This is a genomic window from Saccharopolyspora griseoalba (genome assembly GCF_042665275.1).
Taxonomy (GTDB): Bacteria; Actinomycetota; Actinomycetes; order Mycobacteriales; family Pseudonocardiaceae; genus Saccharopolyspora; species Saccharopolyspora griseoalba.
On record NZ_JBHTCJ010000025.1, the window covers coordinates 1 to 10880 of the forward strand.

At 69.6% G+C, this 10880-nt stretch carries 14 protein-coding genes; 10 read left to right on the forward strand and 4 right to left on the reverse strand.

Annotated features, from left to right (window positions below; translation table 11 throughout):
- Positions 1-120: 120 nt before the first annotated feature.
- Positions 121-1044, reverse strand: coding sequence for a LysR substrate-binding domain-containing protein (locus ACFQRI_RS26765; RefSeq protein WP_380673381.1), 924 nt, complete (start codon positions 1042-1044; stop codon positions 121-123).
- Positions 1045-1141: 97 nt separating this feature from the next.
- Between ACFQRI_RS26765 and ACFQRI_RS26770 the strand changes: the two genes are divergently transcribed.
- The 3 genes from ACFQRI_RS26770 (at position 1142) to ACFQRI_RS26780 (ending at position 3385) form a co-directional block, all read left to right on the forward strand.
- Positions 1142-1987, forward strand: coding sequence for a TauD/TfdA dioxygenase family protein (locus ACFQRI_RS26770; RefSeq protein ID WP_380673383.1), 846 nt, complete (start codon positions 1142-1144; stop codon positions 1985-1987).
- Positions 1988-2348: 361 nt separating this feature from the next.
- Positions 2349-2723: an MmcQ/YjbR family DNA-binding protein gene (locus tag ACFQRI_RS26775; protein WP_380673405.1), complete on the forward strand. Its 375-nt coding sequence runs from the start codon at positions 2349-2351 to the stop codon at positions 2721-2723.
- A 317-nt stretch (positions 2724-3040) separates the two neighbouring features.
- On the forward strand, positions 3041-3385 hold the full coding sequence (locus ACFQRI_RS26780; RefSeq protein ID WP_380673385.1) for an ATPase: 345 nt from the start codon (positions 3041-3043) through the stop codon (positions 3383-3385).
- Between the two features lie 267 nt (positions 3386-3652).
- On the opposite strand, the gene ACFQRI_RS26785 is transcribed toward ACFQRI_RS26780, so the two are convergent.
- On the reverse strand, positions 3653-4072 hold the full coding sequence (locus ACFQRI_RS26785) for an oxidoreductase (RefSeq protein WP_380673387.1): 420 nt from the start codon (positions 4070-4072) through the stop codon (positions 3653-3655).
- Between the two features lie 899 nt (positions 4073-4971).
- Here ACFQRI_RS26785 and ACFQRI_RS26790 point away from each other — a divergent pair.
- From ACFQRI_RS26790 to ACFQRI_RS26810, 5 genes are all read left to right on the forward strand, one after another.
- Entirely contained in the window at positions 4972-5241 is a 270-nt protein-coding gene (locus tag ACFQRI_RS26790; protein WP_465269739.1) for a metal-sensitive transcriptional regulator, read from the forward strand.
- Between the two features lie 81 nt (positions 5242-5322).
- Complete coding sequence (locus ACFQRI_RS26795; protein WP_380673389.1) at positions 5323-5646, forward strand: rhodanese-like domain-containing protein; 324 nt, start codon at positions 5323-5325, stop codon at positions 5644-5646.
- Entirely contained in the window at positions 5643-7070 is a 1428-nt protein-coding gene (locus ACFQRI_RS26800; RefSeq protein WP_380673391.1) for an MBL fold metallo-hydrolase, read from the forward strand. Before ACFQRI_RS26795 ends, ACFQRI_RS26800 begins: the two co-directional genes overlap by 4 nt.
- Positions 7071-7109: 39 nt before the next feature.
- The gene (locus tag ACFQRI_RS26805; protein ID WP_380673393.1) at positions 7110-7706 is read left to right on the forward strand and encodes a rhodanese-like domain-containing protein; all 597 of its coding nucleotides are present in this window, start codon (positions 7110-7112) and stop codon (positions 7704-7706) included.
- Positions 7707-7780: 74 nt separating this feature from the next.
- A complete protein-coding gene (locus ACFQRI_RS26810; protein ID WP_380673395.1) occupies positions 7781-8563 on the forward strand; it encodes a sulfite exporter TauE/SafE family protein in 783 nt (260 codons plus the stop codon).
- Between the two features lie 12 nt (positions 8564-8575).
- On the opposite strand, the gene ACFQRI_RS26815 is transcribed toward ACFQRI_RS26810, so the two are convergent.
- Complete coding sequence (locus ACFQRI_RS26815) at positions 8576-8878, reverse strand: hypothetical protein (protein ID WP_380673397.1); 303 nt, start codon at positions 8876-8878, stop codon at positions 8576-8578.
- Between the two features lie 382 nt (positions 8879-9260).
- Positions 9261-9395, reverse strand: a complete 135-nt coding sequence (locus ACFQRI_RS26820; RefSeq protein ID WP_380673399.1) for a hypothetical protein — start codon at positions 9393-9395, stop codon at positions 9261-9263.
- Positions 9396-9563: 168 nt separating this feature from the next.
- Between ACFQRI_RS26820 and ACFQRI_RS26825 the strand changes: the two genes are divergently transcribed.
- Positions 9564-10400, forward strand: a complete 837-nt coding sequence (locus ACFQRI_RS26825) for an SAM-dependent methyltransferase (RefSeq protein WP_380673401.1) — start codon at positions 9564-9566, stop codon at positions 10398-10400.
- A gap of 193 nt (positions 10401-10593) precedes the next feature.
- Positions 10594-10880, forward strand: a 287-nt coding sequence (locus ACFQRI_RS26830; protein WP_380673403.1) for a hypothetical protein, incomplete at its 3' end; no start/stop codon positions are given.

Below are 10880 nucleotides of genomic sequence, written 5' to 3' on the forward strand. Positions count from 1 at the left end.
CGCTGCTTCAACCAACTCAAACAACACCGAGCCATCGCCACCCGCTACGACAAAACCGCCCAGTCCTACCAAGCCATGATCGACCTAGCCACACTCCTCATCTGGCTTTGAGGACACCCCCTAGGGGGTTGCCTGGCCTTGGTTGGAGACGATCTCCCTGAGCCACGTTCGGAAGCGCTGGAATCCGGCGTCGTGCGTGATCGCGGGCGGCCACTGCAGGAAGTAGCCGCGGTCGGGCTCCGCGACCACGGGACCCACTTCGAGCATGAGCCCTCGGCGCAGGTGGTCTCCCATCAGCGTGCGCCAGCCCAGCAGGACGCCGTTGCCGCTGATGGCGAGCGGGATGGCGCTCGCGTAGGTCGGGCAGACGACCGCGTCGGGCGGGGTGAGGTAGGTCAGGCCGTTGCCCGCGAACCACGACGTCCAGTCCTTCCAGCCCCGGCCGGTGTTGTCGACGTGCAGCAGGGGAGCCGCGAGCAGGGCGTCGGCTTCCGACCGCGGCGTGAGCCCCAGCCTGCCCGCGAGCTCTGGGGAGGCGACGGGGACGACCGACTCGGTGACCAGCTGCTCCGAGCACAGCCCGGGCGACGGTCCGTCGCCGAAACGCACGCTGACGTCGTGGTCGAGGTCGGCGAGCTCGTCCTCGGAATCGAAGATGGTCAGCTGCACGTCCGTCGGTGCGACCGCAGCCCGCATGTTTCCGAGATGGGGCACGAACCAGCTCTCGGCGACCGATGGCTGCACCGCCACGCGCAGCTGGTCAGCGCGCCCGCGCAGCCGGGACAAGCGATCCTCCAGGACGTCGAACGCCTCGGTGACCGCTTGGTGCAGGGACGTCCCGTCACGGGTGAGCTGGGAGCTGTTGGCCCGCCGCTCGAAGAGCGCGGTCCGCAACGACCCTTCCAACCCCTTCAGCTGCTTGGAGACCGCGGGCTGGGACATGCCGAGCTCGGCGGCAGCGGCGGCGAAGCTGCCTAGGCGGCCCGCCGCTTCGAACACGACGAGTCGTTGCAATTGCCGGACGTCGTGCACCAGCGAACGCATGCGCCCTCCCATTCGAGTTCACCCCAACCTCTGGTTGGGGATGGTTGGCCAACCGATGTCTGTCCGACCCCTTCGCAGGACTCCTAGCCTCCAGATCATGAAGCTTTCCTGCACTCGACTGACGCCCGCGCTCGGCGCGACGGCAACCCTTCCCCTCGGCGACGGCGATGTCACCGACGAGATCGCCGACGTGGTCCACTCGGCCCTGATGGAGCACTCCGTCCTGGTCTTCCCGAACTCAGGCCTCGACGCGAAACGCCTGGTGCAGCTCGGCGAGGCGCTGGGCACCCTCGGTGCGCGGCACCACTCCTACACGACCCACCCGGACTTCGAGGACGTCGTCGTGCTGGCGTGGGGAGGCGAGGACGCACCGGATGCCGCCGAGTGGCACTCCGACATGACCTACCGGGGCCAACCGCCGTTCGCCTCGATCCTGAAGGCGGTCGAAGTCCCTCCGGTGGGCGGCGACACGCTCTGGGCGAGCACGTTCGCCGTGCACGACGCGCTCGATCCCGGACTGCGGCGCGATCTCGAGCAGCTCGAGGCCGTCCACGACATGGGCGCTTTCCGAACCGGCGCGTACCGGAGCGGTGGCAACGAGGGGATCTGCGAAGCATTCGCCCAGGCGGGCACCGCGGTGCACCCGATCATCGCGCACCACCCCGTCACCGGCCGTCCCTACGTCAACGTCAGCGAGTCGTTCACGCGCTTCGTCATCGGCCTCTCGGCTCCCGAGAGCGCCAGGATCCTGACCTACCTGTTCGACCTCATCAACCGACCCGACTTCCACGTCCGCATCAAGTGGGAACCCGGCACGGTCGTCATCTGGGACAACCGCGGAACGCAGCACTACGCGGTGGCCGACTACCTGCCCGACCGACGAGTGATGCACCGCGTCGCCGTCACCACCGACAAACGCACGCCCACCGCGAACGGCGAATGAAGGCGCATGAGGGTGCGGGGCGGTCGTAGGCGCTGCCTCGGTTGGCGATCACCGCGGTCGGTTCACCGATGCTGTCGGGCCAGGGCACCGCGCCGCTGGCCCGACAGCAGACGTCGGCCGTTGCAGCGCTTGAATCACCGACGATCCCGCCTTCAGGTCCTGTTGGTCCGGTCTGGGTGGCTGGGAGTGACCGCGAACCCCTGGTGGATCAGGACTGCCGCTGCAGGTGGGGTGCCGTCGCGCGATCACCGCTCCCGGCGACGGGGCTCGCTACCACGTCCCAACGCGCAACGCGGAGTAGCGTGCCGTGGTGCCGAGGGGAAGGACTGGTTGATTCGTGCAGGGCGAGACGTTGCAGGAAGTGGCGCGGCAGTGCGCGCAGGGCCTGCCCGGGAGCGATCTGCACTCCTTCGAGCCGGGTTGGGTGGCCGCGCGAGTGCGCGAGAAGTGGTTCATGCTGCTGACCGAGGTGCCGCGCGGTTCGCGGGTGCGGATCCTGGCGGGTCAGCCGATCGTGATCGTCAAGGCCGATCCCAGCGACGCCGTGTCCCTGCGCGAAGCGTACGCGGACATCGCCGTGGGCTACCACATGAACAAGAGGCATTGGATCACGCTGGCGCCGGGCGACTCGATCGACGAGGACCTGGTCCGGCAACTGGTGACCGATTCCTACCGACTCGTGCGCGACGCGCTGCCGATCTCCCGGCGACCTGCGGTACGGGAACCGACACGGTGACTGACCGCGGTCGGCCCGCAGCGGCTTGACCAGATCAACTCCGTCCGTGCCAGGACACCCAGGGAGCAACTGAAGATCCACGCTGCAGGTCGTCCGCGGTGGGCTGGTGGACGATGACGTGACGGCTGCTGCGCTTCGCCTGGTCGCCGCATCCGGTTGGGGATGAGGATCCCTTCATTCGATCTTCAGCGCGGGCTCACGATGCGCGCCGATGCTGGTTCTCGTCCGGGGCAAGACCCGATGAGCGAGAGGTGACGACGATGGGGATTCGGCACGGCAAGCGGAGTTGGCTCGCGGCGGCAGCGGCGGTCGCGGTCGTGGGGCTCGGCGGCACCGGTGTGGCGCTGGCGAACGACCCCGACCCGGCATCGTCCGGACGGCCGGGCGCCCAGCCGGTGCCCGAGCGGGTTGGATCGCCGATCGTTCCCGGCCGACCGGATGTGGCCTGCGTCGACGACGGTCCGGGCGGGGTGGACGACCGGTTCGACGGTGTCCGGGATGACGCGGACGATCGGCGCGACGACGATCCGGCAGGTGCCGACGACCGGTTCGATGACCGCAACGGCGTCGACGACGACCGGATCGATGACTGCGACGCTGGTGTCGAGGCCGACGATCGGGTCGACGCGGACGACGACGCCGACGACGGTCAAGACGACTGAACTGGCGGGAGGCCCGAATCCTGCGGACGCTCGATCAGGTGAGCGCAGGGTAGTCGGAGTAGCCGGTGGGGCCGCCGGTGTGCATGGCGTACTTGGCGCGGACGGCGTTGACGGGGGCGCCTGTGCGCGCCCGTTCGACGAGGTCCGGGTTGGCGAGGAACGGGCGGCCCAGTGCGATGAGATCGGCGCCGGCGTCGAGGAGGCGTTCGGCGGCCTGCCTTCCGCCGTCGGCGGGGATCTGCTCGGTGGGCAGGACGGGGTTGGCAATCAGAGCGCTGGGCCAGAGCTCGCGGAGGCGGTCGAAGAGCTGCTGAGCGGGTCGGCGAAGGCGATGTGCAGGTAGGCCAGGTCCTTCTCCGCGTTGTTCTCGACGAGGGCGGGGTAGTGGTCGTCGGCGTCGGTGTCGGTGATGCCGTTGACGGTGTTGCCGGGCGAGATGCGCAGACCGGCGCGCTCGGCTCCGATGGCGTTGGCCGCGGCGTCGACGACCTCGGTGGTGAAGCGGATGCGGTTGGCGATGCTGCCGCCGTAGTCGTCCGAGCGCTGGTTGGTGTTGGGGGCGAGGAACTGGTGGAGCAGGTAGCCGTTGGCGCTGTGGACCTCGACCTCGGCGAACCCGGCGTCGACCGCGCGGCGGGCTGCGGCGGCGAAGTCGCTGATCGTGCGCCGGACGTCGTCGCTGGTCATCTCGCGCGGGGTGACCTGGTGAGCGAACTGACGGTGGAGAGGGACCGCATCGATCACATGATCGCCGACCTCCAGCGGTCCCGCTCCCTGTTGGACACCTGATCGACACCGCCGCGGCAGAACAGGACACCACCCGGCGCCCGCCGGAGGCGTGACAGCGAGACTGGCCACCGAGACCTCCCGTCCCGGGCTATGGCGATCCGTGCACGAGGCTCGAACCGGTCGGGGTCGAGGCATCGGTTTGCCGGGCGATTCGCACGATCTCGAGCGTCGTGGCCAGCTCGATCACTAGTCGATTTTCGTCCTGGACGCAGCACGTCGGTGACCTCCACCGCGGCGGGCAGGAGGCCGGGGCTGACGCGTCGTCGGCAACGTCCCTGGCCGTGCGCATGCGGGATGCTTCGCGGTCGATGGAGCACCTGCTGCGGCATTGCGCGCAGGCGTACGCACCCGGGCTCGCACCCAGCACGCGGGGAGGGCGTCACGCCGCGCGCGGCGGGGTTCAAACCCCTCGAAGTCCGGGCGATGCAACCGGCGAGCCTGCTGGCCACCGACGTGCTGGTGCTCATCGGCGGAGGAGTGCCGCACCCGCGATCTGCGCCCTGGGCAACAACCGCCACATCGGCGGCACGCGCCCGTCCTTCGCCGTGCACATCGTGCGGGTGATGCTGCGACGAACCCACACCGGGCCGGGTGCCTGTGCACGACCATTGCGCTGGCAGCCCGGCCGGACTCGGACGGCGGCTTGCTCGTGCGCGGCGCGATGAGGCCGGCGCGGGTCGCCGCAGACTGGCCCGGATCGGTGATCGAGCCCTCATCGCGCTCGCCAACGCCCTCCTTCCCGTGAAATACCCCCCGGGGTTTGTTACGTTGGGTTCTGGCGAAGGGAGATGGTTGCCGTGGAGATGAAGCCGGAGATGGTGGGGGATGCCCTGGCTCGGTTGCGCCGGGCGCGGGGGCAGCTGAGCGGCGTGATCGAGGCCATGGAGGAAGGGCGCGACTGCGCTGAGGTGCTGACCCAGCTCGCTGCGGTTTCGCGTGCTCTGGACCGTGCCGGGTTCAAGATCGTGGCGAGCGGCATGAGGTACTGCCAGCAGGCTCGTGAGGACGGTGATGAGCCGCCGATGACCGAGCAGGAGCTGGAGCGGTTGTTCCTCGCGCTCGCTTGAGCGCGGGCGCTGCGGCGTCGTCCTTCGGTGGCGCGGCGCCGTGTACGTGATTGATACCCCCGGGGGTTTAGGAGGATTTCATTGTCCGAACGGACGCCGGAAGTCGGTGTGGACGTCTTCGCGGGCACGTGGCGGCGGGCTACCCGGTTGGTCGATGTGCGCGAGCCGGAGGAGTACGTCTCGGGGCATGTGCCGGGAGCGGTGAACGTGCCCTTGGCGGACGTGCTGGCCGCGCCGGAGCGGTTCGCGGGTGAGGAGTGCTACGTCATCTGCCGCTCGGGAGGGCGCAGCTCGAAGGCGGCCGAGGCGATCAACGCCGCCGGCGGTCGCGCGGTCTCGGTGTCCGGTGGGACGTCCGGGTGGATCGAAGCAGGACACGAGGTCGAAAGGGGCGCGCAGCGATGACGGCGATGGACGTGGTGAAGCAGGAGGACCGGCTGGCAGGTGGTCTGGCGGTCGAGGTGATCGAGACCTCGTCGCTGGGGGACCGCAGCTACCTGGCCACCGATGGCGAGGTGGCAGTGGTGGTCGACCCGCAGCGGGACGTGGACCGGGTGATCGCCGCCGCCGGGAGGTTGGGTGTGCGGATCGCTCTGGTGCTCGACACGCACGTGCACAACGACTACGTCTCCGGCGGATTGGAACTGGCCCGCCTGACCGGGGCGGAGTACGGGTTGGCCGCCGCCGATGAGGTGCCGTTCGACCGGCGCCCGCTGACCGACGGCGAAGCGGTGGAGCTCTCGCCGCGGATGCAGGTGCGGGCGGTGGCCACCCCTGGGCACACCTTCCACCACCTGTCCTACGTGCTGGACGGCACCGAAGGGCCGGTCGGCGTGTTCACCGGCGGGTCGCTGCTGTTCGGGACGACCGGGCGCACCGATCTGCTGGGTCAGCAGCACAGCGAGGACCTGGCCCGGCACCAGCACGCCTCGGCGCACAAGCTGGCGTCGATCCTGCCGGAAGGCGCGCAGATCTGGCCGACCCACGGGTTCGGGAGCTTCTGCTCGGCGACGCAGGCCTCGGGCGACTCGGCGACGTTGGGCGAGCAGAAGCGAGTCAACCCTGCCCTGACGCTGGCTGAGGGCGATTTCGTCGTCCAGACCCTGGCGGGCCTGGACGCCTACCCGGCCTACTACGCGCACATGGGTGCGCAGAACACCACCGGCCCCGAGCCGCTGGATCTGCGCGAGCCGGTCCGCGCCGAGCCGGAGGAGTTGCGGCGCCGCTTGGAGCGCGGGGAGTGGGTGGTCGACCTGCGTTCCCGCAAGGCCTACGTGGTCTCGCACCTGGCGGGAACGGTCGGTCTCGGATTGGACGGTCCGATGGTGACCTGGCTCGGGTGGATGATCGACTGGGGCGCTCCGATCACGCTGCTCGGCGAGTCGCGCGAGCAGGTCGGCCAGGCGCAGCGCGAGCTGGCCCGCATCGGCGTCGACAAGTTCGCCGCGGCCGCCGTGGGCACCCCGAGCGAGCTGGCTGCCGATTCCGGGCAGCTGCGCAGCACGCCGACGGCCACGTTCTCCGATCTGGCATCGGCGATGGGAGGCGACGCCGATGGGCTCCCGGTGCCGGAGGTGGTGCTGGACGTGCGGACCAACAACGAGTTCGCCGCTTCCCACGTGGCCGGTGCGGTGCACGTTCCGCTCTACGAGCTCAAGGACCGGATGGACGAGGTTCCGGCGGGTGCGGTGTGGGTGCACTGCGGCAGCGGTTACCGCGCCACGGCGGCGGCTTCGCTGCTGGAAGCGGCCGGCCGCGCGGTCGTGCTCATCGACGACGTGTTCGACGCCGCCGCCCAGGTCGGCGTGCCGATGACCGGCGGAAGCTGACATCCGCGAGCCGCACACGAACAGGGAGGTATCACCGGAATGCCGCAGGCACTGCCCGAGACCGTCAACACCGCGCAGGTCCGCGAATTGCGCGAGGCCGACCCCCGGATCCGGCTGATCGACGTGCGCGCGCCCGGGGAGTTCGCGTCTTCGCACGTCCCGGGCTCCTACAACGTCCCCCTCGATGTGCTGCGGGACCACCGCGAGGAACTCGCCGCGCAGCACGGCGACCCGGTGGTGCTCGTGTGCGCCTCGGGGGCGCGTGCCGAGCAGGCCCGCACCCTGCTGGAGAACGCCGGGCTCGATCAGCTCAGCGTGCTGCGCGGCGGCATCACCGGCTGGGAGCAGCGGGGAGGCGAGCTCAACCAGGAGCGCGGCACCTGGGCCATGGAGCGGCAGGTGCGTCTGGCCGCCGGGCTGCTCGTGCTCACCGGCGTCGTGGCCAGCATCGCCTACGAACCGCTGAAGTGGATCGCGGGATTCGTCGGCGCGGGTCTGACCTTCGCCGCGCTGAGCGATACCTGCGCGATGTCCCGCGTGCTCGGACTGCTGCCCCACAACCGCACCTCCAGCACCGACGGTCGAGCCCTGCTCGAGGCCCTCACCGGCCCAACTGGCGCTGAAACCAGGGGCTGAGGGCTGTTCCCTCGCGCGCACGTGAACGGCTTTGACGGCGGTCGATGAGTCCGCCACCGGGATAGGTGGTTTCGTTGTTGCTGGCAGCGGTGTTCGGCGCCGTGATCGGATTGGCGCTGGGACTGCTGGGTGCCGGTGGTTCGATCCTCGCCGTGCCAGCTCTGGTCTACGGCGTCGGGCAACCCCTGCAGACGGCGATCCCCACCTCGCTGGCCGTGGTCGCGCTCTCCTCGCTGGGCGCCCTGCTCCCGCGCGAGCGGCGCACCGCGGTGCGGTGGCCGGTCGCGCTGGTCTTCGGCGTGGCCGGCATCCCCGCGGCCTTCGGCGGAGCTGCCCTCGGCAAGCTCGTCCCGCAGCGCTGGCTGCTGCTGGCCTTCGCCGCGCTCATGGTCGTCGTCGCGGTCCGCATGCTGCGCGGCGGGGAGAACGACACCGGCGCCTGCCGCACCCAGCAGGGCGGGATCAACTGGCGCACCTGCTTGCCCAAATCCGTGTTCGCGGGTGCGTCCGTGGGTGCGCTCACCGGGCTGTTCGGCGTCGGCGGCGGCTTCGTCATCGTCCCCGCCCTGGCCCTGCTGCTGGGCTTGGGAGCGCAGCAAGCGGTCGCTACCTCCCTGGTGATCGTCTTGATCAACTCTGCGGCCGGGCTCGCCGCGCACGCCGGAGCGGCCGACAACATCGATTACCGGGTGCTGCTGCTGTTCGCCGGAGCGGCCCTGGTGGTCTCGGTCGTGGCGGCCCGGTGGGCCGCGAAGTTGGACGCGTCGACCGTGCGCCGCTGGTTCGCCTTCGTCGTCCTGGCCGTGGCCGTCCTCGTCGCAGCGGCCGCCATCACCGATCCGACGGCACTCGGATGACACCGAGCCGAGCTAGGAAACGGAAGAAGCGGTGAATGCGTCGACTGGGATGATCTGAACCAGAGCGGATCGCGGCAACGCCGTTCCTTCAGGAACTGCAGAACAGCGGTTGAGGAGCCCCATGATCGACGAGCAAGCGTCAGCGCCGTCGGCGATGAGTTCGACCGGGAGCACGAGCTCACGGCTCGTGGTGCTCCGCGGGCCATCGGGCTCGGGGAAGTCATCAACTGCACGCCTCTTGCGCGCGCATCTTGGTCGCAATACTCGCTGGATGACACCGTGCGCCGCATCTTGGGCGAAGCCTTCGGTGAGCACGTCGACTCCTCAGGGGGCTGATTCCGGTTCACCGGAACCTTTGTGCGTGCTGTTCAGGCCGTGTTCGCCAGCTGCGGGTGCTCGTCGGCCCACCGGCGCACGGTGCGCACGAAGGAACGCACGTTGCCCCACTCGCCGGGGTGGACCGTGATGGTCGACGCCGGCGGCTCGGGTCGACTGCGGGACGGTCCCTGACCCCGGTAGGCCGTACGACCACCACCGCCCGGCGCTCACACACGTAGCCGCGGAGCACGGTGATGTGCGCATCACCGCGGATCCACCGGAACGTGAGGCCGAAGTCGTAGTGGCGCAGGATCGGCTGGGCCATGCGCGAAACTCCAGGAGCCGAACGCCCTCGAAGTCGCGTGCTCCGAAACCTCGTTCAGCAAGCGGTCATCGACCTACTGCTCGTCGCTGCGATCTGCTCGGAGGTGGCGACCTCGTGGCCGCGCCGCTGGTGCCGCCCGATGCGCGTCAAGTCGTGCGCCGCGACGGACAGCCTGCTGCTGACGCTCACTCGGGCTCCACCTCGCCTCGAACTGGTTGTAGCAGTACTCGTTACACCGACATGCGGCACACCCTTCGGGCAGCATCAGGCCGGACGGGCGCGCCTCGCGCTGCGCTTCATGGCCGCCACTCGGTTGGCAGATCGTAGTGGAGCGCCTGATTTGGCACGATCGAGCTAATGATGGATTCAGAGGGCCAACCTGCTGTCGACACCACCGTTCCGAGCCCGGCGCGCATATACGATTACGCCCTCGGTGGCGCGCAGAACTTCGCCGTGGATCGCGCCGTGCTCGACCAGATCACCGAGATCTTTCCCTCCACCCCGCAGCCGGCACGTGACAACCGGGATTTCCTGCGCCGCGCCGTGCGATTCTGCGGTGAACGCGGGATCGGCCGATTCCTCGATCTGGGTTCGGGCATCCCGACTGTCGACAACGTCCACGAAGTCGCGCAGAAGCGCGATCCCGCCGCCCGCGTCGTCTACGTCGACAACGACCCCGTCGCCGCCGCACACGCCTACCGGCTGCTCGGGGGCGTTCACGGCGCCACCATGCTGCAGCAGGACATGCGCGACACCGAGCAGATCCTCGCCCAGCCCGAGGTGCGAAGTCTGCTCGACGACCAGGAGCCCGTCGCGGTGCTGATGGTGGCGATGGCCCACTACCTCAAAGACGCCGACGATCCAATCAAGATCCTGAGCGCCTACCGCGAAGCGATGCCACCCGGCTCCTACCTGGTGTTCTCGCACATGACCGGAGATGATTTCCCCGAGCAGCTCGCTCAGGCCGTGGAGACGTTCAACGCCGATGCCTCCGACAACGACCAGATGGTGCTACGCAGCCACGCAGAACAGCAGGAGTTGCTCGAAGCCAGCGGCTTCGCCCTGGTCGACCCGGGCCTGACCTACCCAGCGTGCTGGCGGCCGCAAACCACGCTCAACGTCGACCACGACCCGCGCAACGCCACGTTTTACGCCGCCGTCGCCCACCCGCGCCGACACAACCCCGCGGTCTGATGCGCCCCCGCCAGGGGTAGACGCACGGTCCGGCGCGGCGGTGGAGTGATCGGGGACAGGGCCGGGGCGTGGCCGAGTAGCACGGCGAGGTGCGCGCGGTCGGCCACAGCGTGGGCGAGGTGTCAGGGCGCGGTGGAGGGTGCCGATCCCGGCGCGGGCCGCGTGCAGGTCGCGGTGCACGAGTGCGATCCGCGTGTCGCTCATCTCCAGGTGTGCAGACGCTGCCGGGCGCGCTCTGCTGGCGCAGGACGTGCAGGCGCTCGTCGCGGAGCTCGCCGTCGGGCAGTTCGTTGTGCAGGCGCAGTTCGCGGGAAAGCACCACGGCCTGGTTGACCACGAACGCTGCCTGGATCCCCTGCTCGGTGACCAGCTCCTCGATGCGCTGCTGCGCGCCCGGGGTGGCGGCCAGCAGGGTGTGCAGCATGGCGAGGTCGAATCCGGGGAGGAACAGGCCGGTGAACTCGAAATCCAGCAGCGCGA

Excerpts from the sequence above, each read along its gene's own strand:
- ACFQRI_RS26770 (WP_380673383.1), top strand. The coding sequence starts at position 1,142 with ATGAAGCTTTCCTGCACTCGACTGACGCCCGCGCTCGGCGCGACGGCA.
- ACFQRI_RS26800 (WP_380673391.1), top strand. The coding sequence starts at position 5,643 with ATGACGGCGATGGACGTGGTGAAGCAGGAGGACCGGCTGGCAGGTGGT.
- ACFQRI_RS26825 (WP_380673401.1), top strand. The coding sequence starts at position 9,564 with ATGATGGATTCAGAGGGCCAACCTGCTGTCGACACCACCGTTCCGAGC.
- ACFQRI_RS26805 (WP_380673393.1), top strand. The coding sequence starts at position 7,110 with ATGCCGCAGGCACTGCCCGAGACCGTCAACACCGCGCAGGTCCGCGAA.
- ACFQRI_RS26765 (WP_380673381.1), bottom strand. The coding sequence starts at position 1,044 with ATGCGTTCGCTGGTGCACGACGTCCGGCAATTGCAACGACTCGTCGTG.
- ACFQRI_RS26785 (WP_380673387.1), bottom strand. The coding sequence starts at position 4,072 with ATGACCAGCGACGACGTCCGGCGCACGATCAGCGACTTCGCCGCCGCA.